The 24,481-nt window shown below is 71.6% G+C and carries 17 protein-coding genes; 12 read left to right on the top strand and 5 right to left on the bottom strand.

Translation table 11 applies throughout. The features are described from left to right. Positions 1-80: 80 nt before the first annotated feature. The 4 genes from ACFVGW_RS04070 to ACFVGW_RS04055 all read left to right on the top strand — a co-directional run bounded on the left by ACFVGW_RS04070 (position 81) and on the right by ACFVGW_RS04055 (position 8,416). Complete coding sequence (locus tag ACFVGW_RS04070) at positions 81-4,118, top strand: HAMP domain-containing protein (RefSeq protein WP_385850676.1); 4,038 nt, start codon at positions 81-83, stop codon at positions 4,116-4,118. 135 nt (positions 4,119-4,253) lie between these two features. After that, the gene (locus ACFVGW_RS04065; RefSeq protein WP_385850675.1) at positions 4,254-6,722 is read left to right on the top strand and encodes a GAF domain-containing SpoIIE family protein phosphatase; all 2,469 of its coding nucleotides are present in this window, start codon (positions 4,254-4,256) and stop codon (positions 6,720-6,722) included. Between the two features lie 58 nt (positions 6,723-6,780). Then, complete coding sequence (locus ACFVGW_RS04060; protein ID WP_385850674.1) at positions 6,781-7,149, top strand: STAS domain-containing protein; 369 nt, start codon at positions 6,781-6,783, stop codon at positions 7,147-7,149. A 67-nt stretch (positions 7,150-7,216) separates the two neighbouring features. After that, on the top strand, positions 7,217-8,416 hold the full coding sequence (locus ACFVGW_RS04055) for a PP2C family protein-serine/threonine phosphatase (RefSeq protein ID WP_385850673.1): 1,200 nt from the start codon (positions 7,217-7,219) through the stop codon (positions 8,414-8,416). A 231-nt stretch (positions 8,417-8,647) separates the two neighbouring features. On the opposite strand, the gene ACFVGW_RS04050 is transcribed toward ACFVGW_RS04055, so the two are convergent. Then, positions 8,648-9,160 (bottom strand): MarR family transcriptional regulator, encoded by a 513-nt coding sequence (locus ACFVGW_RS04050; protein ID WP_352192660.1) that lies wholly within the window; start codon positions 9,158-9,160, stop codon positions 8,648-8,650. Between the two features lie 107 nt (positions 9,161-9,267). On the opposite strand from ACFVGW_RS04050, the gene ACFVGW_RS04045 reads away from it, so the two are divergent. From ACFVGW_RS04045 to ACFVGW_RS04035, 3 genes are all read left to right on the top strand, one after another. Then, the gene (locus ACFVGW_RS04045; RefSeq protein ID WP_385850672.1) at positions 9,268-10,431 is read left to right on the top strand and encodes a PP2C family protein-serine/threonine phosphatase; all 1,164 of its coding nucleotides are present in this window, start codon (positions 9,268-9,270) and stop codon (positions 10,429-10,431) included. A gap of 138 nt (positions 10,432-10,569) precedes the next feature. Further along, positions 10,570-11,013 carry an ATP-binding protein gene (locus ACFVGW_RS04040; protein ID WP_385850671.1) on the top strand — a complete coding sequence of 148 codons (444 nt, stop codon included), beginning with the start codon at positions 10,570-10,572 and terminating at the stop codon, positions 11,011-11,013. A gap of 337 nt (positions 11,014-11,350) precedes the next feature. Next, positions 11,351-12,916 (top strand): M12 family metallo-peptidase, encoded by a 1,566-nt coding sequence (locus ACFVGW_RS04035; protein WP_385850670.1) that lies wholly within the window; start codon positions 11,351-11,353, stop codon positions 12,914-12,916. An 88-nt stretch (positions 12,917-13,004) separates the two neighbouring features. Here ACFVGW_RS04035 and ACFVGW_RS04030 read toward each other — a convergent pair whose 3' ends face one another. Beyond that, on the bottom strand, positions 13,005-14,513 hold the full coding sequence (locus ACFVGW_RS04030) for a DUF4246 domain-containing protein (protein ID WP_385850669.1): 1,509 nt from the start codon (positions 14,511-14,513) through the stop codon (positions 13,005-13,007). Positions 14,514-14,689: 176 nt separating this feature from the next. Between ACFVGW_RS04030 and ACFVGW_RS04025 the strand changes: the two genes are divergently transcribed. Further along, positions 14,690-17,089 (top strand): bifunctional serine/threonine-protein kinase/ABC transporter substrate-binding protein, encoded by a 2,400-nt coding sequence (locus ACFVGW_RS04025; RefSeq protein ID WP_385850668.1) that lies wholly within the window; start codon positions 14,690-14,692, stop codon positions 17,087-17,089. Positions 17,090-17,120: 31 nt separating this feature from the next. Here ACFVGW_RS04025 and ACFVGW_RS04020 read toward each other — a convergent pair whose 3' ends face one another. Together ACFVGW_RS04020 and ACFVGW_RS04015 are read right to left on the bottom strand one after the other, a co-directional pair. Then, the gene (locus ACFVGW_RS04020) at positions 17,121-17,543 is read right to left on the bottom strand and encodes an ATP-binding protein (RefSeq protein WP_383220864.1); all 423 of its coding nucleotides are present in this window, start codon (positions 17,541-17,543) and stop codon (positions 17,121-17,123) included. Between the two features lie 87 nt (positions 17,544-17,630). Further along, the gene (locus tag ACFVGW_RS04015) at positions 17,631-18,455 is read right to left on the bottom strand and encodes a phosphatase PAP2 family protein (RefSeq protein ID WP_385850667.1); all 825 of its coding nucleotides are present in this window, start codon (positions 18,453-18,455) and stop codon (positions 17,631-17,633) included. A 187-nt stretch (positions 18,456-18,642) separates the two neighbouring features. Here ACFVGW_RS04015 and ACFVGW_RS04010 point away from each other — a divergent pair, with 187 nt between their 5' ends. The 4 genes from ACFVGW_RS04010 (at position 18,643) to ACFVGW_RS03995 (ending at position 22,808) form a co-directional block, all read left to right on the top strand. Beyond that, positions 18,643-19,017, top strand: coding sequence for a PRC-barrel domain containing protein (locus tag ACFVGW_RS04010; protein ID WP_385850666.1), 375 nt, complete (start codon positions 18,643-18,645; stop codon positions 19,015-19,017). 133 nt (positions 19,018-19,150) lie between these two features. Then, positions 19,151-19,810, top strand: coding sequence for an HdeD family acid-resistance protein (locus ACFVGW_RS04005; protein WP_385850665.1), 660 nt, complete (start codon positions 19,151-19,153; stop codon positions 19,808-19,810). Between the two features lie 105 nt (positions 19,811-19,915). Then, positions 19,916-21,082, top strand: coding sequence for an esterase-like activity of phytase family protein (locus tag ACFVGW_RS04000; RefSeq protein WP_385850664.1), 1,167 nt, complete (start codon positions 19,916-19,918; stop codon positions 21,080-21,082). Positions 21,083-21,317: 235 nt separating this feature from the next. Beyond that, positions 21,318-22,808 carry an APC family permease gene (locus tag ACFVGW_RS03995; RefSeq protein WP_385850663.1) on the top strand — a complete coding sequence of 497 codons (1,491 nt, stop codon included), beginning with the start codon at positions 21,318-21,320 and terminating at the stop codon, positions 22,806-22,808. Here ACFVGW_RS03995 and ACFVGW_RS03990 read toward each other — a convergent pair. After that, positions 22,771-24,423, bottom strand: coding sequence for a PucR family transcriptional regulator (locus ACFVGW_RS03990; RefSeq protein ID WP_385850662.1), 1,653 nt, complete (start codon positions 24,421-24,423; stop codon positions 22,771-22,773). The two genes, ACFVGW_RS03995 and ACFVGW_RS03990, sit on opposite strands and share 38 nt — an antisense overlap. Positions 24,424-24,481 lie beyond the last annotated feature (58 nt).

Here is a 24,481-nt window from a genome sequence, read left to right as displayed (position 1 = left end):
CGGGAGGGGGTGCGGTCCGACCGACGCCCGTGACCAGGTGTGGTCCCTGCGGGTACCCGGCGAGCGAACGAGGATGAGGCATGTCTGAGACGACGATCGAGGGCCCCTCCGCCGTGCCGCGGCCGGGGCCGGCGGCGGTGGGGGAATCCGAGCTGCGCCGGCTCCTGGACGGCCTCACCGCCGTGCGTGACGGAGACTTCGGCACCCGGCTGCCCGGCACGGCCGAGGGGCTCATGGGCGAGATCTCCAGTGTGTTCAACGGCATGGTCGACCAGCTCTCCCTCTTCACCTCCGAGGTGACCCGTGTCGCCCGGGAAGTGGGTACGGAAGGGACCCTCGGCGGCCAGGCCAAGGTGCCCGGGGTCTCCGGAACCTGGGCGGACCTGACCGAGTCGGTGAACGCGATGGCCGGAAACCTGACCACTCAGGTCCGTGACATCGCCCACGTCGCCACCGCCGTCGCCAAGGGCGACCTCTCGCAGAAGATCGACGTGGACGCCCGTGGCGAGATCCTGGAGCTCAAGAACACCATCAACACGATGGTCGACCAGCTCTCCTCCTTCGCGGACGAGGTCACGCGCATGGCCCGTGACGTCGGTACGGAGGGCATCCTCGGCGGTCAGGCGGACGTGAAGGGCGTCTCCGGCACATGGCGCGATCTCACCGACTCCGTCAACTCCATGGCCGGCAACCTCACCGCGCAGGTGCGCTCCATCGCGCACGTCGCCACCGCCGTGGCCGAGGGCGACCTCTCCCAGAAGGTCGACGTGGACGCCCGTGGCGAGATCCGGGAGCTGAAGAACACCATCAACACGATGGTCGACCAGCTCTCGGCGTTCGCCGACGAGGTGAGCAGGGTCGCCCGGGAGGTCGGCACGGAGGGCAACCTGGGCGGCCAGGCCACCGTACGGGGCGCCTCGGGTACCTGGGAGGACCTCACCGGCAACGTCAACGTGATGGCGTCCAACCTCACCGGCCAGGTGCGCTCGATCGCCCAGGTCGCCACCGCCGTGGCCCGGGGCGATCTCTCCCGCCGGATCACCGTGGAGGCGAAGGGAGAGGTCGCCGCGCTCGCGGACACCATCAACACGATGGTGGACACGCTTTCGGCCTTCGCCGACGAGGTGACGCGAGTCGCCCGTGAGGTCGGCACCGAGGGCCGGCTCGGCGGACAGGCACGGGTGCCCAACGTGGCCGGCACGTGGAAGGACCTCACCGACAACGTCAACTCGATGGCGAACAACCTGACCGGCCAGGTCCGCAACATCGCCCAGGTCACCACCGCCGTCGCCAACGGCGACCTCTCGAAGAAGATCGACGTCGACGCGCGCGGCGAGATCCTGGAACTGAAGACCACCATCAACACGATGGTGGACCAGCTCTCCTCGTTCGCCGCCGAGGTGACCCGCGTGGCCAGGGAGGTCGGCAGCGAGGGCCGCCTCGGCGGTCAGGCCGAGGTCGAGGGCGTCTCCGGCACCTGGAAGCGCCTGACCGAGAACGTCAACGAGCTCGCCGGGAACCTGACCCGCCAGGTCCGCGCCATCGCCGAGGTCGCGAGCGCGGTCGCCGAGGGCGATCTGACCCGCTCCATCACCGTCGACGCCTCGGGCGAGGTGGCCGAACTCAAGGACAACATCAACGCGATGGTCGGCTCGCTGCGCGAGACGACACGGGCCAACCAGGAGCAGGACTGGCTCAAGTCCAGCCTCGCCCGGATCTCCGAACTCATGCAGGGCCACCGCGACCTGGCCGTCGTCGCCGAGCTCGTCATGGACGAGCTGACCCCGCTGGTCTCCGCCCAGTACGGCGCGTTCTACCTGGCGGAGGACGGCGCGGACGGCGTCGAGCTGGGGCTCGTCGGGTCCTACGGGCTTCCCGCGGGGAACGCCGGCCGTGACCGGTTCCGGCTCGGCGAGTCCCTCGTCGGTCAGGCCGCCGGCAGCCGCCGGATCATCGCCGCCGAGAACGTACCCGGCGACTACATGTACATCTCCTCGGGGCTCGGCAGCACGGCACGGGCCAGCCTGATCGTGCTGCCGATCGTGGTCGAGGACCAGGTGCTCGGCGTCATCGAGCTGGCGTCCTTCTCGACCTTCACCTCCGTGCACCGGGACTTCCTGGAGCAGCTCATGGAGACGGTGGGCGTCAACGTCAGCACCATCGTCGCCAACGCCCGGACCGACGAGCTGCTGGACGAGTCCCAGCGGCTGGCCGACGAACTGCGGGCCCGTTCCGAGCAACTGCAGGTACAGCAGGACGAGTTGCAGCGGTCCAACGCGGAACTGGAGGAGAAGGCAGCCCTGCTCGCCTCGCAGAACAGCGACATCGAGGCCAAGAACCTGGAGATCGAGCAGGCGCGGCAGGAACTCGAGGACCGGGCCCAGCAGCTCTCCCTCGCCTCCAAGTACAAGTCCGAGTTCCTGGCCAACATGAGCCACGAACTGCGCACCCCGCTCAACAGCCTGCTGATCCTCGCCCAGTTGCTCGCCCAGAACCCGACCCGCAACCTCACGGCCAAGCAGGTCGAGTACGCGGGCATCATCCACTCGGCCGGATCCGATCTGCTCCAGCTGATCAACGACATCCTCGACCTCTCCAAGGTGGAGGCCGGGAAGATGGACCTCAACCCGGAACGGGTACAGCTGCGCCGGCTTCTCGACTACGTCGAGGCGACGTTCCGCCCGCTCACCACCCAGAAGAGCCTCACCTTCACCGTCTCCACCGCGGCCGGCGTGCCCGTGGACCTGGTCACCGACGACACCCGGCTGCGGCAGGTGCTGCGCAATCTCCTCTCGAACGCCGTCAAGTTCACCGAACGCGGCGGCGTCGAGCTGTGCATCGAACCCGCGTCGGACGACGAGCTGCCCGCGACGGTCCACCGCGGGGGCCCCGTGGTCGCCTTCCGGGTCAGGGACACCGGCATCGGGATCGAGTCCCAGCACCTGGAGGCCATCTTCGGTGCCTTCCGGCAGGCGGACGGCACCACCAACCGGAAGTACGGCGGCACCGGCCTCGGCCTGTCCATCAGCCGGGAGATCGCCTACCTGCTCGGCGGCGGCCTCACCGCGGCCAGCGAGCCCGGTGAGGGCAGCACCTTCACCCTCTATCTGCCGGTCGCCCGGGCCGACTTCAAGGAGCAGTCCGCCCACGTCCAGGCCGCCGGCACCGACGGCGGCCCGGAGCCCACGACCTCCGGCGACGCCGTCCCCACCGACCGTCCTGCCCTGCCGGGCGCCCCGCAGGCCCGGCACGCACGGCAGCAGCCCCGGCGCCTGCTCGTGATCGAGGAGCGCCCGCGCGGGCTGCTCTCGCTCGTCGCCGAGAACGCCGTCGCGGAGCTGACCTCCGGCCGTGGCCGCGCCGACCGGGAGGACCTGGAGGTCATCGCGGCCGTGGGGCCGGCGGAAGCCGCGGCAGCCCTCGCCACCCAGCCGTTCCACTGCGTGGTGATCGAGGTCGACATGGCCGACGGCGAGGCGCTGCGGTTCCTGGACGCCATGGACGGGGACGCGGCCCTGCGCACCGTCCCCGTCCTCGCCCACAACAACCGCAGGCTCACCGACGCACACGAGCGGGCTCTTCAGGAGCTGGCGGGCCGACGACCGCTGGAGCTGATCTCCAGCCTCGACGAGCTGCGCGAGCGGATCGCCCTGCACCTGTCCGCGGACCAGCCGGGTGAGGTCGTTCCCCTGGTGCGCGGCGAGCACCGGCCGCCGGTTCCCCACACCATCGACTCCACCCTGCACGGCCGTACGGTGCTCGTGGTCGACGACGACGCCCGCAACCTCTACGCGCTCAGCGGCATCCTGGAGCTGCACGGCGTCAACGTGCTGCACGCCGAGAACGGGCGTGAGGGAATCGAGGCGCTGGCCGCGCACCCCGACATCGACCTGGTCCTGATGGACGTCATGATGCCGGAGATGGACGGTTACACGGCCACCTCCCGGATCAGGCAGATGCCGGCCCACGCCGATCTGCCCGTCATCGCGGTCACCGCCAAGGCCATGCCGGGGGACCGCGAGAAGAGTCTGGCCTCGGGCGCCAGCGACTACGTGACCAAGCCGGTCGACGCCGACGACCTCGTCGCCTGCATCCACCGGTGGCTCCACGACGGATAGCGCCACGGTTCCCCCGCCGGGCCGCCCGTACGGCGCGACCCGGCGGATCCCGTCGAGCGCCGTCCGGCGGAGCCTCCGCCCGCCCCTGATTCGTCCCGCGGCCCAGCGCCGCCGTACCCGAGGAGAGTCACCGTCTTGAGTGCTCCCCACCACCACGGCGAACACCCCGCCGTGGGTCCCCAGGGGGACGGCGCTCCGACGCCGGCCGAGCCTGCCGCAGTCGCCACGGCGTCCGCCCCGCCGGCGGCGGAGCGACGCCTGGCCGAGGACCGCACGGCGGTCGGCAGGCTCGCCGCGACGGTGGAACGACTCCGCGCGGAGGTGCGCGCCGCGCACGCCGCCGCCGAGGGGCGTGCCCTGATCGAGGTCGCCAAGGGAGTCGTCGTCGAGCGGCTCGGGTGCGGCCTGGCACGGGCGGCGCAGCAACTCGCCGCGCTGGCCGACCAGGCCGGGATCTCGCAGCTCGAGCTGGCCGCGGACATCGTCAACCAGGCCGCCCGCGACCGGGTCTCCGAGGTCGCCGAGGACTTCGTCCGACGGACCACGGCCGAGCCGGGGACGGGCGCCGAGCCCGGCGCGTCGGTCGCCGTGCGCCTGCGTACGGCCGAGAGCGCCGCGCTCAACGCGGGGGACAGCCAGGCCTTCGCCGAGTCCCTCCTGGCGCACGCCCTCGTACCCCTGGGCGCCAGCGCCGTCGCCATCTGGACCACCGGCGCCGACTCCTCCCTCACGCTCCGCGGTCACGCGGGCTTCGGCGCGGACGAGCCCGCCCGCTGGCGCTATGTACCGCCGGGGGTGGCCACCGCGGCCCGGCAGGCGCTCACCGGCCGTCGAACGGTCTGGTACTCCTCGCTCGGAGCCACCGGCATCCCCTCGATCGGCCACACACGCCACCCCGACGGCGGCCGGGTCGCCGTACCGGCCGGCACCGGCGGCCGCATCCACGGGGTCCTGGAGATCTGCTGGCCCCGGCCGCTGGAGCCCCAGCCCCAGGCCGTGGAGCGCCAGATCGAGGCCCTGGCCGAACTGTGCGCCCACACGCTCGAGACGTCCCCCGGGCAGCCGGTGGGGGCACGCGCCGCCCAGCCCGACGCGGTCTCCGAACTGATCGAACTAGCCGACGGGCTCTACGACCCCGTCCTGGTCCTGACCCCGGATCTGGACGCCGACGGACGGCTGAGGGACTTCCGCGTCCGCCACGCCAACGCCCACTTCCAGGATCCCGCCGGCCGGTCACGGGGCGCCGTGGACGGAGCCCTGCTCCTCGAGGCGTACCCCACGGCGGCCGGCGAGAGTGAACTCTTCGAACGGATCGAGCGGGTCTACGCCACCGGCGAGCCGTTCCGCGCCCGCCGGACACGGCTCACCGCCCTCGTGGACCAGGTGCCGCTCGCGACCGCCGCCGACATCAGCATCAGCCGGCACGGTGACAGCGTCCTGCTGGTCTGGCGCATCGAGGACGAGTCCGCCCGGCTCGCCAGCCTGCTGCAGAACGCCCAGCGACTCGGCCGCATCGGCGGCTTCGAGGAGGACGTCCTCACCGGGGAGATCACCTGGAGCGGACAGCTCTTCGACCTCTTCGGCCAGGACGCCGGCGAGGCGCCCGTCTCCGTGCGCGACCTCACCGCGCACGCCCACCCCGACGACGCCGTCGCCATCGGCCGGTTCCTGCGTGCGGTGCTGCACCAGCGGCGGCCGAGCTCGACGGCCTTCCGCATGCTGCGCCGGGACGGAGTGACCCGTCACATCCGGGTGATCGCCGAACCTGCCCTCGACCACGAGCAGCGGCTCCTCGCCGTCCGGGGCGCCTTCCAGGACATCTCCGCGCAGCACTGGACGGAGGTCGCCCTGGCCGCCACCCGTGACCGGCTCGCCGTCACGGAGCAGGAAGCGGCGGAACGCAACCGCCTGACCCTTCAGCTGCAGCACGCCATCATGCCGCCGACCAAGGCTCCCCTCGCCGCCCCCGGCCTCGACGTCGCCGTGCGCTACCGGCCCGCCGAGACCGAGTCCCTGGTCGGCGGCGACTGGTACGACGCCGTCGTGCTGCCGTCGAAGAAGATCCTGCTCTGCGTCGGGGACATCGCCGGCCACGGCATAGGCGCCGCGACCGGCATGGTGGTCCTGCGCAACGCCATGCGCGGCCTCGCCGTGACCGGCGCCGGCCCCGCCCAGCTGCTGTCCTGGCTGAACAGCGTGGCGCACCACCTCACCGCGCAGGTCACGGCCACGGCCGTCTGCGGCATCTTCGACCCCGAGACCCGCACGCTGCGCTGGGCCAGGGCGGGGCACCTGCCGCCGGTGCTCGTACGGGGCCCGGAGGCCGCCGCCCTGCCCATGCTCGGCGGGATGCTGCTCGGGGCCGTCGCCGACGCCGCGTACGAGGAGGCGGAGATCCAGCTCGAAGCGGACGACACGGTGCTGATGTACACCGACGGTCTCGTCGAGCGGCGGGACACATCCGTGCACGACTCCGTCACCCAGCTGCTGACCACGGCGCAGGCCCCGGCCGACACCCTCGAACGGCGGCTCGACCTTCTGCTGACGCACAGCAAGTCCGACACCGACGACGACACGTGCCTGATCGGCGTACGGGTGATGTGACCACATGCCCACCGCACGCCACGACCGACCATTCCCCCACCCGTGGAAAGCAGGGAACATGACCGAACGAGAAGTGAACCTGGACGTCGAGGTGGAGACCGTCGACGCCGGCACCGCGGTGCTGACCGTCGGAGGCGAACTCGACCTGGACACCGCTACGCTGCTCCACCACCACATGGCCAACCAGTTCCTGCACGGCCGGCACCACCTCGTCCTCGACCTCGCCCCGCTGAGCTTCATGGATTCGTCCGGACTGAACGTCCTGATCAGGGCGGCCAGGGAGGCCCGGGAAGCCGGGGGCGACCTGCATCTCGCCGCGCCCGTGCCCGCTGTGCGGCGCATCCTGGAGATCACCGGTCTCACCATGACCACCCCGCTCCACGCCGACGTGGCCGAGGCCCTGATCGCGGCCGGTCACAGAGCCTAGAAGAACGGCCCGCGGTCCCGTCCACGGACGGGACCGCGCCTCGGGCACGAAGGAGAAACGGAAGCACGTGGAAGAGATCACCGCCGTCGAGCAGGCGCTGCGCCGGGCCGCCCCCGACCTGCTGGTGAGCGTCGTGGAGGAGGGCCTGCGGGAGCACTGCGGCGCACGGCGGGTGGAACTCCGGCTGGCGGACTACGGGCTGCGCTCGCTCCAGCTCGTCGGAGGCGTGCCCGACGCGACACCGGCGGTCCTGATCCACGACAGCCCGCAGGGACGCGCCTTCGGTGCCCAGGAGCCGTACGTCATCCGCGTGGCCGACTCCGTGGAGGCACACCTCCCGGTCACGGTCAGGGGCGACCGCATGGGCGTCCTCACCGTGGTCCTGCCGACGACGAGCGACCTCGCGCTCCTGCTGCCCGAGCTGGGGCACATCTGCGAGGCGCTGGGCCACGAGATCCTCGTGGCGGAGCGCGACACGGACCTGTACGTCCTGGCACGGCGGGCCGCGCGGCTGACGCTCGCGGCCGAGATGCAGTGGCAGCTCCTGCCGGGCCGCTCGTGCGCCCGGCCCGAGTTCGCCCTCGGCGCGCATCTGGAACCCGCCTACGCGATCTTCGGGGACAACTACGACTGGTCGGCTTCCAGCGACCATCTGACCCTGACGGTCACCAACGGGATGGGGGAGGGCATCGAGGCCGCGCTGCTGACGAACCTCGCCATCAACGCCCTCCGCAACGCCCGCCGGGCCGGCCTCGGACTCGCGGACCAGGCGGCCCTGGCGGACCAGGCCGTGTACGCGCAGTACCGCGGCAGTGCCTTCGTCTCCGTACTCCTGCTGCGCTTCGACCTCGCCACGGGCGAGGTGGAGGCCCTGGACGCGGGCTCGCCGCGCCTGTGGCGCCTTCGGGACCGCTCCGTCGAGCCCATCTCCTTCGACGCGCAGCTGCCCCTGGGCATGTTCGAGGAGTCCGTCTACGTCCCCCAGCGCTTCACGGTGCGCCCGGGGGACCGGCTCCTCTTCGGCAGCGACGGGGTGTACGACGCGGCATCTCCCGAGGGGGAGAGCTACGGGCACCGGGCGCTGGCCCGCGCGCTCACAGCGACGAGGCTGCTGCCGCCCACCCAGGTCCCGGGGGCGGTCCTGCGGGAGCTCGCCGCGTACCACGGCGGCACCCCGCTGGAGGACGACGCTCTCGTCGTCTGCCTCGACTGGAACGGACGAGAGGGAGGACAGGACTCCGTACCGTCGAAGACCGCCGGCTCCTGACCGGCCGCTCCGGCACGCCCGGCAGCGCCCGCGTCCCCGTGCGCGCGTCCCCGTGCCCCATGCCCGTGCCCCGGTGTCCCGTCCGGGCGTGACCCTGTGTTCATAGTTGCCGTGTGGCAACTGTATCCTTGAGGCAACACCTGGCTCGTGCCCGGGATAGACACGTCGTACCAGAGGGTGACCAGTGGGACATGGGGCACGCGGCCGGCCGGAGCGCACGGCGCGCAGACGTCAGGCGGTACGGACGTTCTTCAGCGGTGCACCAGGGCGGGACGCGGGCGGGGCGGAAGCCTCGCCCAGCGCGTCCTGGAACCCGGTCAGCCCGCGCAGCAACGCCTTGCGGCTCGTCGGGGACATGGCGGAGATGACGGCCAGCAGGGCTTCCTCGCGCTGGACCCGAAGGTCCCGCAGGTACGCCTTCCCGTGCGCGGTCAGGTGCAGTTCGAGCTGCCGGCGGCTGACCGGACTGGGCAGTCGCTGCACGAATCCCAGTGCCTCCAGGCGATCGCACATGCGGCTCACCGAAGGCGGCGCGGAGCCGAGCAGTTCACCCAGGGTGCGCAGGCTGATGCCCTCCTCGCGATCGAGGCTGTAGAGCACGCGGAGCTGAGTCGCCGACACCGGTGTCGACGACACCATGTCCCGGCCGCGCTCCCACAGCACCTCGAGAAGCTCGATGAGCTCGCGGGCGGCCTGCGTCGTCTCCTCCGGTTCCCGTCGGGACGGGGCGGGGTTCGTGTCCATCGCTACCGACACTCCTCAGACGTCCGGGGCCGGGGACGTCGGCCGTGCGACACGCCAGTCATCTCCACATCTCTCCAGAAGGCGGTACGGATTCGGTGGATCGACGCGTGACAACGGAACGCGCGCTGCGCGGAGCGCCGCCACACCGCCTTCTGGACTCCCTCCGGGTCGATCTGGCACAGCACGTCGGGGCACTCTCCGTCGACCTGCTGCTCGTCGACTACGGGCTGACGTCACTGCGCCCCGTCGAACCGGTGCAGGCTCCGGCCGGGGTGCAGCACGTGACCGTGGGGTCAGGGCCCGCGGGTCGTGCCTTCTCCACCCAGCAACCATATCTTTCCGGTGGTGACGGACCCACGGCGACCGTGTTCCTTCCTGTGACGGTTCGGGGCGACCGGTGTGGCGTCCTTGTGGTCGTCCTTCCCACGGACCGGGTCACAGCGCGGTCCACCGAGGATCTCGTCCACGTCGCCGAGATCCTGGGACACGCGCTGCGCGTCGCCGACCGGCACACCGATCTGTACCGCCGAACCCGCAGGGCGCGCCCCCTGAGCGTCCTCGCGGAGATGCAGTGGGGAGTTCTCCCCGGACGGACATGTACGGCTGCCGAGTTCGACCTCAACGCCTACTGGGAGCCCTCCTACACCTCGGGCGGGCACGTCCTGGACTGGTGCGTGACGGAGGAGGAGCTGACGCTGGTCGTGGCCAACGGCACCGGTCCCGGCACGCAGTCCGCTCTGGTGAGCAGCCTCGCCCTGAACGCGATCCGCAACGCCCGCCGTGCGGGACTCGACCTGGTCGGCCAGGCGAGCCTCACCGACCAGGCGCTGTACGGGCAGCACCGGGGGGAGACCTCCCTCTCCGCCCTCCTGCTGAGCTTCGCGCGGGCCACCGGCGAGGTGCGGGTGGTCGACGCGGGCTCGCCGACCGTGTGGCGGCTGCGTGGAAACGTGACCGAGCGGATCGACCTGGACCGCCAGCTGCCCCTGGGGATGTTCGAGGACACCGTCTACACCCCCCAGCGCCTGCGCGTCCTCCCCGGTGACCGGCTCGTCTTCCTCGCGTGGGACCGGAGCGAGGCCGCACCCGACGGAAACGACGAGGCCCTGGACCGCTCGGTGGGCCGGGTGATCGACCGTACCCGGCACATCCCCGGCCGTGACGCGCCCCAGGCCGTCGTGCGGGCGCTGCGCGAAGCACTCGGCACCACGCCGGACGACGTCCTCGTGGTCTGCCTGGACTGGCACGGCGAGGGCGCTCGGACATCCTGACACCCCTCCCCGAGAGGGCTGCCCTGTCCGTATTCTCTGCATTCTCGGCCCATGGACGAATGGAAAGCGCACAGCAGGGAAGGGCGAGTTACGAGAGTGAAGCACGGTACGCAGCCGTGTGAGGGGGAGGACAGGCGGATGACGGACGCGATCGCCGCGGAACGTGCGACCCGGAGGCCCGTGCGGTCCGGGAGTGTCGACTACGAGGGCGCGGAGGCCGAGGACGGCATGATCGGCTCCGCCCGCGACTTCACCGCCGACTTCCTCGCTGGCCCGACGGCGACGGAGCACGTCCCGGTGCCCCGCCGGTGTGTCGATCTGGCACGGCTGGTGGTCAGCGAGATGGTGACCAACGCGGTACGCCACGCCCCGGGCCCCTGCCGGCTCCTGCTCGAACTCTTCGAGGACACCCTGGAGATCTCGGTGTTCGACCGCGCGGAGGCCTCCCCCGTCCCCCGGGGCCACGACCCCGGCCGCATCGGCCAGCACGGGGTCGAGATCCTGGTCGCCGTCTGCGAGAGCGTGAGCGTGGAGCCGCTCCCCTCGGGCAAACGAGTCACGGCGCGCCTCCGCCTCGCCTGAGACCGTCCGACGGGCCCGAAGTCCCGCTGGCCGGCGGCGATTTCACGAAGGCTGCCGACCTGGTGTCGGGACAGGCGAGCGGACTCACGTGCGGTGCGACAAGGAGAGCAGCTCCCGCCATGAGGCGGGGGCCGCTCGCTTCCGTACGAGGGGATCCTCCCGGCACGGTGCACCACCGGTGCCCAGCGTTCCCGAACCGGACGCAGGCTGCTCGTCCGGCCCGTGTAATCGGGTGAACCTCGACCCGGTCGGCCGTGCGGGACGGACGGGCGGGAGTGGAGTGCCACCTGCCACGGAATGGATGGCGGAAACCCCCCACTGAGAGGCTCACGCCCCCATGTCTCGACGTTTCCTGGTCGCCGCCTGCGCGGCGGCGACCGCCTTCGCCGCCACCCTGCCACTCGCCCTGACCGCACCCGCCTCCGCCGCGTCCGGCGGGGGCGGGGGTGAGCACGAGCCCTGGGTGGTGCGCGCCGCCGAGCAGCGCGCGGACGCCAAGGCGTTCAGTTCGCTGTGCGGCAAGCCGAAGGAGGGCGCACCCGAGCAGCGCACCTTCCCGCTGTTCGGCCATGAGAAGGGCTTCACCGCCGTGGCCGACTTCACGCAGCGGCAGGCGAACGGCACGGTCTTCTGGAGCGGCCATGACCCGAAGAACCCGGAGCGCTCCATCTCCGTCTCCGTCATCGGGGCCTGCAGGAAGGGACCGGTCACCCTCTCCGGCGTCATCAGGGAGAACTTCCGCCAGTTCGAGTACCAGCCGCTGGGCAAGCGCCCCGGCTGGTACGAGCTGAAGCAGATCGACTCCCTCGCGCTGCCGCCCAGCGGGCAGGGCGTCGACACGGTCACCGTCCCCGGGAAGAAGCCGAACCACCCGCACCACCCGCACCACCCGCAGCACCCGCCCAAGCCGGGTCTGCGCGCGGCCACGCTCAACGACCCGGCCGCCATCGACATCGTCGTCGGATACACCCCGGCCACCGTCGCCACCGTCGGCAGTGTCCAGGCGGTCCTGTCGAGCATCACCTACGGCGTGAACCAGCTCAACAGGGCGCTCGCCTTCAGCAACGTGCCGGCCAGTGTGCACGTCGTGAACACGTACCAGACCGCGGCCACCAACGTCCCCCGCGAGAACGTGAACACGCTGCTGTCCATGATCAGCAACCCCGCGAACCCGGTTCTCGGTGCCACGGCGGCCGCGCAGCGCCAGACCTTCGGGGCCGACCTCGTGGCGCTGATCGCCGCCGTCCCGTTCGAGGACAGCTCCGGGGCGGCGAGCCTGCCCGATCCTGCGGCGTCCGCGACGACCGACACCGCCGCGTTCTCGGTCACCAGCCTCGGATCGGTGACGGCCTGGGAGAACCTCGCGCACGAGATCGGCCACAACTTCAGCCTGAAGCACGACCGCGCGACGATCGCGCGGCAGAACGGAACCACCCCCGCGGGCACGTTCAACTACGGCTGGGTCACGCCCAACGGGCAGCACCGCACGCTCATGGCCTACTCCCAGTCCTGCCCCCAGGCGTGCACGGTGGTCAACGCGTACTCCAACACCGAGCGGACCTGGAACAACCAGGCCCTGGGCAACGCCAACAACAACAACGCCGAGGCCGCGCGCCTGAACGTCGACGCCGTGGCCGCCTACCGCGCCTCCACGGTCACCAACCGGGTCTCCCTCACCGTGACGCACGACCCGCAGGGTGCCGGTGAGGTCCGGGTCAGCCAGTTCGGTCCCTACACCCCCGGTACGCAGGTCACCGTGACCGCCGTCCCCAACCCCGGCTTCCAGTTCGACGCCTGGGGGGTCGACGGCATCGAGCAGGACGGCAACAACCCGAGCTACCAGCTCACCATGAACGCCAACCGGACCATCAACGCCCTGTTCACCCCGATCGCGCAGCCGTAGACACCGCGGGGCGAAGCAAGCAGCACCGCTGCGCACACCCAGGCATCCCTCTCCTTCTCGTGGGAGGGATGCCTGTCGTGATCCGGGTTCAGTGCTCGCAGAGGGAGAATTCCCGCTCGTACAGTTGCTCGTTGTGCTCGTCGACGAAGAACTTGCGTTCCTGCATGAGCTGTTCGCGGTAGGCCTTCGCCTCTTCGAGCGTCATGGTCGAGGTTCCGGACCAGGGCTGCTGCGGCGCCACATCGGAGGTCGAGACGATCCTTTCCGACGGGTCGACGAGGAAGAACGCGAGAATCTTGCGATGCCCCGGGCGGGCGGGATCCGCGAGGCGGAACGAGCCGACGCGGTGCTGCAGGACGTTCGGGAACGCCAGGCAGCGACCCGCCGGGGTCGATGCCGATCCCAGTACCTGGTTCAGTGCGTCCTCGTTCTCCAGGCCGTACACCTCACGCATCCCGTCGTCGTCGCTCTGCTCGTACTCCGGGTCGTCGAGCGCCGCCCGGAAACTCAGCCGGCTTTCGGTGATGTTCTCGCTGTCCCAGTAGTAGATGCCGGTCGAGACGATCCGCTCGTTCAGCATCCCCTCGACGTGCCAGGAACCACCGGCGTACTCGGGCTTCTCCGGGGTGAGATGAATGGTGGCGAGCTTGACGATGACCTGCAGGCCGCGGCCGCGCAGGTCGACTCGGCCGGCTGCGTCGGGCATCTCGGGCGGGGTGAAGTCCGGGGCGTCAGGGACGACCGGGCGGCGGTTCTCCCACCACTCGTCGTGGGCCTCCTGCCATGCGTAACGGGCCTCTGTGAACGTCGCGTCGTCACTGTAGGCGGACCTGCTCGGATACTCCGGCTGCGAGTCGTACCACCCGTAGGGATCGGCCTCGATCCGCAGGGGACGCGGGTGGCGCAGATCGGTGAGCACGTTCTCCAGCAGCGGGCGCATGCGCGCGAACAAGTCCGGCAGGACCGAGCCCAGTTCGCGGTGATGCTCGGGGTGGACGTTGTTGACGTACGAACGGAAGGCGACCTCGCCGTCGTCGCCGACCTCGACGTCGGTCGGCAGCCACTGGAACTTCTCCGAGAACTCGTGCTTCGAGTACCGGTCCGTCGGGTTGTGCCAAGCCCGCTCGGGCGCGCCACTCGCCTCTCGTACCAGGCAGAACAGCGAAGGATGCACCAGATCCAGTACCTGGCCGTCGGACCCGGGGTGCCAGTCCCGTTCCTCTTCGGGGACCTGTTCCAGCACCTCCACCGCCTCGCGCAGCCGGGTCCTGAGCTTCTCGTCCACCAGCGTGTCCGACTGCCACACCCCGTCGACGGCGGACACCTCGACGCCGGTACGTCCGTCCCGCAGCGCGGCGTAATGCACGAGTTCGTCGAGCACGTAGCGAACCTGCGCTTCGGTGAGGCCCTGGGCCACGGCCTCCTGCGTCCACCGGGCGACGATGTCGGCGTCGTTCATCTTCTCGAACCACCCCGCCTTCGCCCGAATGTGCGCGCTGCACTCCATCATCTGAAGTTCCCGCAGCGTTCGGGGTTTCGCGAACGCCATGGAGCGCGAAGCGTGAAAGGGCAGCGGGAAAGCGGACAGGCCAGTCAATTCTCTCGGTCCTCCGAGTCGGTGTGCGGTGGCCGGAAGAATACGTCAGCGGACTGACACCACGGCCGTGGCCGATGGCCGTGGTCGATACGGGACGCTTCGCGTCCCGGCACATGAGCGTGATCAAGCACGCCTTTCCGCCACCTGGCCGTCTCGGCAGGACCTAGAGTGTGCGCGTGACCGAGCAGAATCCCGAACTCATCGCCGGCCGGTACCAATTGGTCGAGCGCATCGGCCAGGGCGGTATGGGCCGGGTCTGGCGTGGCCTGGACCAGCAGCTCTTCGGGCGAGAGGTCGCCGTCAAGGAGATCCTCTTCCCGCCGGGCATGGACGACGGTTCCCGCGCCGCGCTGCTCCGCCGTTTCACGAGCGAGGCCCGCGCGGCGGTCACTCTCAGCCACCCCGGTGTCATCACCATCCATGACGTGGTGGAGCACAACGGCGCCCCCGTCATCATCATGGAGTTGGTCCGAGGGCAGTCCCTGGCCGCCGCCATCGGCGAGCGGGGCCGTCTCCCGGTACGGCGGGTGGCCGAGATCGGCGCCGTCATGCTCGACGCGCTCTCCGAGGCGCACGAGGCGAGGATCGTCCACCGCGACATCAAGCCGGACAACGTGCTGCTGGCCAAGGACCGCGTCGTTCTGACCGACTTCGGCATCGCTCACCTCGCGGACGCCACGACCAGGCTGAGTCACAGCGGGATCGTCATCGGAACGCCGCACTACATGCCGCCGGAGCAGCTGGAGGGCAAGCGTCCGACCCCGGCCAACGATCTCTGGGCGCTCGGCGCCACGCTCTACCACGCCGTCGAGGGTCGCCCGCCGTTCGACGCCGAAGGGCTCCACGCCCTCGCCGTAGCCGTGTTCACCAGTCCGCACCGGCCACCGGTCCACGCCGGCCCGCTCACCCCGGTGCTCGACGCGCTCCTGACCAAGGACCCGGCGGAGCGGCTGAGCGCGGCGGAGGCGGCCGAGATGCTCGCGTCGGTACTGCGGACCTCTGAGCCCGGTCACGACACTCCCGCACCGGCCCCCGCTCCCGAACCGACCCCCACACCCACACCGGCACCGGCACCCGATGAGCCGTCGGACGCGGCCGCGGAGCACGCCTCGGCTCCGACGATGCCGCAGCAGGCACCGTCGCCGACGCCCTCGATCCCCACCCCCACGGTCCTCGACTCCGAGGCCGCCGCCGGGACCGCGCGAGGCAACGTGCCGGACCGGCCGACGGCCCCGCCTGCGCCCGTACCCCCGCCGGAGGACGCGGTCACGCTCGGCGCGACCGGCGGGCAGCAGCACGGTGAGCGCGTCGCGTCCGCCCAGCGACGTGGCCTCACCCGGCGCTCCGCGGTTCTCGGCACGGCGCTGGCCGTGCTGGCCACCGGCTCCGTCCTGACCTGGACTCTCGGCCGGGACGACGACGAGCCCCGCGGTGGGGCGGCCGGCAGCGGCGCGGGACCCTCCGTCACGGTGGTGATCGGGGTGGACGCACCACTGAGCGGCGGGCTGTCCCCGATGGGTGCCGGCATCAAGAACTCCGCCGACCTGGCGGTGAGAACCGCGAACGAGTCCGGGCACGTCCCCGGTGTGAAGTTCGAGATCAAGGCCTTGGACGACGGAGCCGACCCCGCCGAAGGCGCGCTCAACGGCGCCCGGTTCGTGTCCGACGAGAAGCTGCTGGGGGTGGTCGGCCCCCTCAACTCCGCGGTCGCCCGGACCCTGGTGCCACCGCTCGCCCGGGCGGACGTGGTCAACGTGTCGCCGGGCAACACCGACCCCGCCCTGACCCTGGGCCCCGACTGGGCGGCCGGCACCAGGGCCCGCCCCCACTCCACGTACTTCCGCACCATCGCCACGGACGTCGACCAAGGGCCCTTCGCCGCCCGGTACCTGCATGAGGCGAAGAAGACCAAGCTGTACGTGATCGACGACGCGAGCGCCCACGGCACGGCCCTCACCTCCGGCCTCACGGCCGAGTTCACCCGGCTCGGCGGGACCGTCGTCGGCACCGAACAGGTCGATCCCGCGGAACGCGCCTTCGGGGGCCTCTCCGTCAGGGTGCGGTCCTCGGGCGCCGACGCCGTCTACTTCGGCGGCTACTACGACACCGCGGCGCCGCTCTCCCAGCAGCTCCAGCAGGCCGGGGTGGACGTTCCCCTGATGGGCGGCGACGGCATCTTCGACACGCAGTACCTGACGTCGAATCCGCAGGCCGAGGGCGACCTGGCGACCAACATCGGTCTGCCCGCCGAGGAGTCGCGGGCGGGTCGGGACTTCCTCACCCGGTACGAGAAGGCGGCCTACCCGGAGCCGGCCGGCTGGTACGGCCCGTACGCCTACGACGCGACCTGGGCCCTCATCGAGGCGGTGAAGGACGTCGTGACGGCCAACGGCGGCACCCTCCCCGACCATGCCCGGGCGAAGCTCCCGCGGGCCGTCGCCGGGCTCGCCTTCGACGGCGTCACCGGCCGCGTCGCCTTCGACCAGCACGGCGACACGGTCAACCGCGCGCTGACGGTGTACGCGGTGAACGGCGGTGGCTGGAAGCCCGTGACAAGCGGCACCGCCACCCCCTGAACCCGGGTGAGTGAGCGCGGCGCTGCCACGCCTACGTCCGGCCGGTGGACGGGGGCGGCTGGAAGCAGGCGGTGACGTCCTTGCCGTGAGGACAGGGACGGGCCTGCCACTCGTCGGCGAGGGCGTCGATCAGGAACATGCCCCTTCCCCCGAGGGCCGCGTCGCTCGCCTCACGCTGGTGCGGCAACTCGGGGGAGGAGTCGTGCACCGTCACGTGCAGGCACTTCTCGTCCCACGTCAGGATGAGCTGAGCGTCGCTGCGGGCGTGCACATGGGCGTTGGTGACCAGTTCGGACACGGCCAGCACGACCGAGTCCACCAGATCCGGCGCCGTACGCGTCCAGCCGACGGCCGCCAGATGGTCGTGCGTCCAGTCCCTCGCGGTCTTCACACCTCTGCTGATCGGCAGGGAACGGGCCCACCCGACCGCTCTCAATGACGGCTCCTGTGCCATCGTCCGTCCCTCCTCGGCTGTCGTCCACGCTCGTCTCGCCTTCCCTGAGAGCGAGGACGCAACCGCCCGCCCACGACGCCACCCGTCTCATCGGGAGCCGGGGCGGTCGGCCGGCTCCGGGGTGTCCGTCGCGACCTCGGGTTCCAGCCCCTCGGCGGGCGTCGTGCGGGAGCGGCCGATGTCCCCGCGCCACGCCTCGAAGGCGAGCACGGTCGCGGTCACCACCGCCAGTCCCAGGAACCAGCCCCCGACCACGTCGCTCACCCAGTGCACCCCCAGCGCGACCCGCGTGTAGCCCACACCGAGCACCGCGACGACCGCCAGGACCCACGGCACCGGCCGCCAGGCCCGCGGGACCAGGGGGAGCAGGACCAGCAGCAGTACGGCGCAGGAGGTGGTGGCCGTCATGGCGTGCCCGGAGGGGAAGGAGAAGCCGGACGCCTGGGCGACAGGATCCGGCAGGTGCGGCCGGGCACGCTCGACCACGTGTTTGACCAGCAGTCCCGTCAGCCCGCCTGCCGTCGCGGTGACGGCCGCCCAGGCGGCGAGCCGGAAGGCCCTCCGCCGGAGGAGCCACACCACCACGACGGCCACCAGAAGGCGCATGGTCAGCGGCCCCCACGCGACGTGCGTGAGGAACTCGAGCACCCGCACCCGGGCCGGACTGCCGAGCGCGGAACGGTGCAGCCGCTCGGCCACCTCCTGGTCGAGATGGAGCAGCGGGGCCCAGCGCGACTCCATCAGCACCAGTGCGAGGGAGAACGGGACGGACGCCAAGGCGGTGAGAGCCGCGCCCGTCACCAACCGCAGGCCGAACCGGACGTCCGCCCCGCCGCGGCCGGTCACGAGCCGTCCGAGACGATGCCGCCGGGTGTCGGTGGAACGTTCTCCCGCCTCATGTGGGTTCGTCATTGACGCCGTATTACCTGCCCAGGGCGGCTCATGCGCCCCCGGACCGTCCCCGGCCCCACCGCGTCGGTCTGTCCCTCCGATGCCGCTCGCGCGGTGTACGACCCCGTATGCCCCGCGGGTGTGGGTCCGCGGTCGGGGGGCAGGCGTGTGTTTCGACCGGACGTCTCGGAGCGGAGTGGTGATGGGCATGGCGGAGAACGTGTGGAGCTACGGGCAGGCGTTCAGCCATCTGGTGGGCACGGACCTGACCGGCTGGAGCGTCGAGGCCACCGATGGGCACATCGGGAAGGTGGACAAGCACTCCCACGAGGTCGGTGACGCGTATGTCGTCGTCGACACCGGCGTGTGGATCTTCGGCAAGGAGGTGTTGCTCCCCGCGAACACGGTGGCCCGCTTCGACCTGGAGAACCACACGGTGCACCTCGGCCTGACCAAGGACCAGGTCAGGGGGGCGCCCGAGTTCCACACCGACAAGCATCTCGCGGACCCGCAGTACCGGGAGGAGATCGCCGTGTACTACCGGACGGGCGGGTGGTTCGGTGGCGGACAGGGCCCCGTCTGACGGTCGACGTCCGTGACGACGGGCTTCACCGGCAGCACGTGAGGCCGACGGAGCACCCCGGGCGCATGCTGGTAGCAGAGACACCGCGGCCCGCGGGACGCACCGCTCGGTCACGTGCTGACGAGGAGGAGCCATGACCACTCCCCAAGGCCCGACACAGCCCACGGGACCCGGACCCACTGCCGCCGGGGCGGCCCCGGCCGACCCCGCCGACCAGCTGGCGCGCCTCGGCCGTTCGTGGACCTGGATCCTGGGCGCGGCGATCGTCACGCTCGTGCCGGGCGTCATCGCGCTGGTCTGGCCGGACGTGACCCTGCACGTCCTGGCCGTGCTCATCGGGCTGTACCTGCTGGTCATCGGCGGCTTCCGGTTCGTCAGCGTGTTCGCCCAGAAGGAACAGGGCGAGCGACTCCCGGGGCTGCTCATCTCCGTGCTGTTCGTCCTGGGCGGGGTGCTGTGCCTGCGCAACCCGCTGCAGACGATCGCCGCACTCTCCCTGATCGTCGGCGGTGTCTGGCTGGTGTCCGGCATTCTCACCCTCTACACGGCCGTCGCCAGCAAGTTCATGCCGCACCGCGGGGTCGTCATGGGCGTCGCGGCCCTCGGCATCGCCGCGGGCATCGTGGTGCTCGCCCTGCCCACGGAGTCCGCCCAGGTCCTGACCCGGCTGCTCGGCCTGTGGCTCGTCCTGCTCGGCCTTGCCGAGGCGGCGGTGGCCCTGGCCTGGCGCTCGGCCCTGCGCAGGGCGGGCATGACGGGCACGACGGAGAACGCCGCCGGCCCGACGGCCTGACGGGCGCCGCTGAACGCTCGGTGATCGTGGAGTCGCCGAAGACTCCGCAGCAATACCCGGTTGGGTGACTGCGGCGCGCAGGCGGGTCGGGCCAAGATCATCGGCATGAGATCTTCCCTGACGCGCCGTGTGTTCGCGGCGGCCCTGCTGCTGACCGCTTCGCTGTCTCCCGCGGTCGCCCTGGCGGCCCAACCTTCGGACGCCGAAAGGAAGTCGGAGCACGCTGCGCGCGCTCGCCTGCTCGGCGAGAAGATCGTTCCGCACAAGCTCGACTTCCTGGACACCACGGTCGGCGGGCTCTCCGGCATCGACCGCAACCGGTGCACCGGCGAGTACGTGTTCATCAGTGACGACCGCTCGAACCTCCAGCCCGCCCGCTTCTACACCGCCACGCTGGACGTGGACGCCGACGGCGTGCACTCCGTCGAATTCACCGGTACCCGCCCCTTCCTCCAGCCGGACGGCTCGGTCTACCCGTCACCGGCCCTCGCGGACGGCAAGGCCGTCGATCCGGAGGAGATCCGGGTCGACCCGCGCACCTGCACCTACTGGTGGGCGCAGGAGGGCGACCGGCCCACGGCGGCCGGCGCACCGGTGATCCAGCCGTCCATCCAGTTCGCCGCGCCCACCGGCGCCCACCTCGGCCGCCTTCCCCTGCCGCCGAACTACGAGGTCACCACGGAAGAGCGCGGGCCGCGCCGGAACCAGGCGATCGAGGCGATCACCTTCGGGCCCCACGGCAGGGTGGTGACCAGCGCGATCGAGGGTCCGCTGCTCCAGGACGGGCCGGTGCCCGACCTGCAGCGCGGCGCGCTCGTGCGGGTCACGAAGCAGACCCGCGACGGCCGGGTGCTCGGGCAGTACGCGTACCCGATCGAGAAGATCTTCGCCGAGTCCGACCCGACCAGTCCCTGGGGCCCGGACACCGGCGTCCCGTCCCTCCTCGCCTTCCCCGACAACCCCGACCGCTACCTCGTCCTGGAACGCACCTGGGTCGCCGGCGCGGGGTACAAGGTTCGCCTCTACGACGCGACCACGCGTGGGGCCACCGATGTGCAGGCGAGGGAATCCCTGGCCGGACAGGCCGTCGTACCGATGCGCAAGAAGCTCGTCGCCGACTTCGACACCCTGGGCCTCTCCACGGTCGACAACACCGAAGGCATGACATGGGGACCGCGCCTTCCGTCCGGCGAACGGACGCTGATCCTGGTCAGCGACGACAACTTCGCCGAGGACGCGGTCACCCAGATCGTCGCCCTCGCCGTCCGCTGAGCACCGGACGAGCAGTCGGCGAGAACGGCTGACAGCCCACGCCCCGGCCGGCCACGTCGGCCGGGGCGCGTCGCCGATGGCGGCCGATCACCGGCGCTGCCGTGTCTATGGCCGATCGGACAACGTCGTCCGTCGAGCACAGGCGGCCGGTCCGTTGGCCCGGTCGTCGTCGCCCTACAGGATCCCAGCAGCGCCCGGGTGCCCCGGGCGGACGGATCCCTGAGGAGCACGGACGATGCCGACGTTCACGAGAGCGGTCATGCGCCGCAAACCACTCGACCAGCTGGTGCGCGAGGCCGACGGAGGGAGCGCGCAGGACGGGCTCAAGCGCACCATGGGGCTCGGGCAGCTGACCCTGCTCGGCATCAGTTCGGTCGTGGGAACCGGCATCTTCTTCGTCCTCGCGTCGAACGTGCCCAAGGCGGGGCCCGCCGTCGTGCTCGCGTTCGCGCTCGCGGCTGTCGTCGCCGGCCTGGGGGCCCTGTGCTACGCCGAGCTCGCGGGCGCGGTGCCGGTCTCGGGCAGTACCTACTCCTACGCGTACGCCTCGCTGGGGGAGGGGGCCGCGTATCTGGTCGCCTGGTGCCTGATCCTGGAGTACGGAGTGGCCGTCGCCACCGTCGCCGTGAGCTGGGGCCAGTACCTCAACGAGGTCACCGACGCACTGTTCGGGTTCACGCTCCCCGATGTGATCAGCCAGCCGCCCGGCGCCGGCGGCGCGGTCAACCTGCCGGCGCTGGCCGTGGTGCTGCTCTGCTCGCTGCTGCTGGTCCGCGGCACGCGGGAGTCGGCCATCGCCAACGCGGTGATGGTCTGCGTCAAGATCGGGGTCCTGGTCCTCTTCGTCGCCGTCGCCCTGACGGCCTTCGACGGCGACCGGTTCGCCGACTTCGCCCCGCACGGCGTGGCCGGGGTGACGCTCGCCGCGTCCGGGGTCTTCTTCTCGTTCATCGGCTTCGACACGGTCTCCACCGCCGGAGAAGAGGTCCGCGACCCCCGCCGTACCGTCCCGCTGGCGATCCTGCTCACGCTGGTTGCGGTCACCGTCCTGTACGCGGCGGTCGCGCTGGCCGGTGTCGGCGCGCAGGACTCGGCGCGGTTCGGCGAACAGGCGGACGCCGGAGAGGCCGTGCTCGCCGCGATCCTCCGGGATGTCACGGGCGCCGGATGGCCCGCGCTGGTGCTCTCCGCGGGAGCGGTGGTGTCGATCTTCAGCGTGGTGCTGGTGACGCTCTACGGGCAGACCCGCATCCTCTTCTCGATGGCCCGCGACGGGCTCGTTCCCGGGGTCTTCTCCCGTGTCGACCGCAAGCGGCACACCCCCGCCCGTAACACGTGGATCGTCGGAGCGGGCGTGGGACTGCTCGCCGCCTTCGTGCCGCTCCAGCAGCTGGCCGATCTGACCAGTCTCGGAACCCTGATGGCGTTCGTCGCCGTCGCCGCGGCCGTCGTCGTCCTGCGGCGTACGAATCCGGACGCGCCGCGCCCCTTCCGGCTGCCGCTGCATCCGCTCGTCCCGGTCCTGACCGCCGTGTCCTGCCTGTACCTGGCATGGCTGTTGCCCGGGCTGACCTGGGGTCTGTTCGGCGCGTGGCTGCTGCTGGCTGCCGGGCTCTACCTCGGGTTCGGCCGGCGCCACTCCCAGCTGGAGCGAACGGACGCGGAGCCCGTACCCCCGGCGTCCGAGGTCACGGCGTCCGATGCCCCGGCCGGGCCGATCTCCTGAGCTCCAGCCAGACGGCCAGCCGGACATCGGGATCGTCGAGGTCGAGGCCGAACAGCTCCCGCGCACGCCGCAGGCGGTGCCGAAGCGTGTTCGGGTGCACCCGCAGCCGGCCCGCGGCCGTGGCGATGTCGCCCAGTTCGTCCAGCCAGGCCATGACCGAGGCCCCGTAACCGGTGCCCTGTCCGGCGTCGTGGGCGACCAGCTCGTCGACGCCGGACAGCCGGAGCCACGGGTCCCGTTCCAGCTCGTCCCCGATCCGGTCGAGCAGGATCCGGTGGCGGACGTCGGCGACCGCCGTCACGCCCGCCGGGACCGGAGCGTCCGCCGTGGCCCGCAGAATCGCCTCGGCCTCCCGGCGCAGGGAGGCCGAGGCGCCCGCGTTCCGGCACGAGCGGCTCAGCGCGGCCCGCATCCCGGGGGAGACCGCCCGCCGTACGGCGGCGAGCGCGGTGTCGGCGAACCGGCTGCCGTCCCCTGCCTCCGCCGAGTACGGCACCAGGACGAAGACCACCCCGCCCGTCGCCGCGACGGTGACGTCCGGCCGGTGCGCGGCCGCATGCCTGGTCAGCTCCGACTCCGCGTGCTCCAGGACGGTGGCCAGAGCCGCGCTCAGGACCGGAAACGTCTCCGTGGCCGTCGCCGTCCCGGGCGCGGCGAACGCCAGCAACCGGAAGGGCACTCCGGTGCGTATTCCGAGGAGCGCGCAGGCCTCCTCCGGCGCCGAACCCGAGTCCAGCAACGCCAGGAAGGTCTCGCGGCGCAGCCGCCGTTCGGCCTCCGGCAGGTTCAGCAGCCGCAGCAGGTGGGGGGCGACGAGCCGCGCGGTCTCCGCGAGCGCCGTCATGCCCTCGGGGGAGATGCCGCCCTCCGGTTCGATCACCCACAGGGTGCCCAGCGGGAGCGTTCCCGCCCGCACCGCGACGGCGGCACGCGGCAGTTCCTCCTCGATGGCCGGGAACCGGACGACCGTCTGCGAGGCGAGCACCCGCTGGTACTGCCGCGGCTGATCGGGTCGCCCCGGAAGGTCCTCGATCCGGCGCAGGAGGATGCCGCGTTCGCGAGGCGCGTCGATGCGGGCTCCCGGGACGCTCGAGTACGCGATGACACGCCGGGCCAGGTCCTCCACCACGGCCGCGCCGCCCACCACCGACGCGAGATGGTCGGTGAGCGCGTACAACTCGCCGGCAACGGGCACGGCCCCGAGCACGGCCGACGCGCCGGCGCCGGTGATCGCGCAGCTCAGCACGGCGTCGATGTTCCGCCAGGGCAGATCGTCCTCGGCGGCCAGCACCGCCACACCGTGCCGCTCGGCCTCGCCGACGAGCGGCGCCATGTCCTGCCCCCGGCGTTTGACGACGAGGGCGGTGCAGCCGCGGCCCGCCGCCTGGCCCGGCAGCGCCGGCGCGCGGGGATCCGACGGATCGACTCCGACCAGGAGCAGAAGCCCGCCGGGCGACTCGGCGATCCGGTCCCCGGCGTCGTAGATGACCGTCCCCCGCACGGGAGCACCCAGACCGGCGGGGGCCGTGAGCAGCCGGATGCCCGCGGGCCCGGCGCCGTCCAGCATGCCGCCCAGGGTGGCGGCACCGTCCGAGGAGGTTGTGAGATCGGACAATGCTGGTCTCGTTTCGTCGGCCGATCGGCAGCGGTACTTCCGGTGGAGCCCCGCCAGG

Origin of the sequence: Streptomyces sp. NPDC127129, assembly GCF_042671585.1 — a bacterium.
GTDB lineage: Bacteria > Actinomycetota > Actinomycetes > Streptomycetales > Streptomycetaceae > Streptomyces.
This window is presented reverse-complemented; position numbering and strand designations above follow the sequence as displayed.

Excerpts from the sequence above, each read along its gene's own strand:
- ACFVGW_RS04050 (WP_352192660.1), bottom strand. The coding sequence starts at position 9,160 with ATGGACACGAACCCCGCCCCGTCCCGACGGGAACCGGAGGAGACGACG.
- ACFVGW_RS04070 (WP_385850676.1), top strand. The coding sequence starts at position 81 with ATGTCTGAGACGACGATCGAGGGCCCCTCCGCCGTGCCGCGGCCGGGG.
- ACFVGW_RS04035 (WP_385850670.1), top strand. The coding sequence starts at position 11,351 with ATGTCTCGACGTTTCCTGGTCGCCGCCTGCGCGGCGGCGACCGCCTTC.
- ACFVGW_RS04005 (WP_385850665.1), top strand. The coding sequence starts at position 19,151 with ATGACCACTCCCCAAGGCCCGACACAGCCCACGGGACCCGGACCCACT.
- ACFVGW_RS04015 (WP_385850667.1), bottom strand. The coding sequence starts at position 18,455 with ATGACGAACCCACATGAGGCGGGAGAACGTTCCACCGACACCCGGCGG.
- ACFVGW_RS04000 (WP_385850664.1), top strand. The coding sequence starts at position 19,916 with ATGAGATCTTCCCTGACGCGCCGTGTGTTCGCGGCGGCCCTGCTGCTG.
- ACFVGW_RS04020 (WP_383220864.1), bottom strand. The coding sequence starts at position 17,543 with ATGGCACAGGAGCCGTCATTGAGAGCGGTCGGGTGGGCCCGTTCCCTG.
- ACFVGW_RS04040 (WP_385850671.1), top strand. The coding sequence starts at position 10,570 with ATGACGGACGCGATCGCCGCGGAACGTGCGACCCGGAGGCCCGTGCGG.
- ACFVGW_RS03995 (WP_385850663.1), top strand. The coding sequence starts at position 21,318 with ATGCCGACGTTCACGAGAGCGGTCATGCGCCGCAAACCACTCGACCAG.
- ACFVGW_RS04010 (WP_385850666.1), top strand. The coding sequence starts at position 18,643 with ATGGCGGAGAACGTGTGGAGCTACGGGCAGGCGTTCAGCCATCTGGTG.
- ACFVGW_RS04060 (WP_385850674.1), top strand. The coding sequence starts at position 6,781 with ATGACCGAACGAGAAGTGAACCTGGACGTCGAGGTGGAGACCGTCGAC.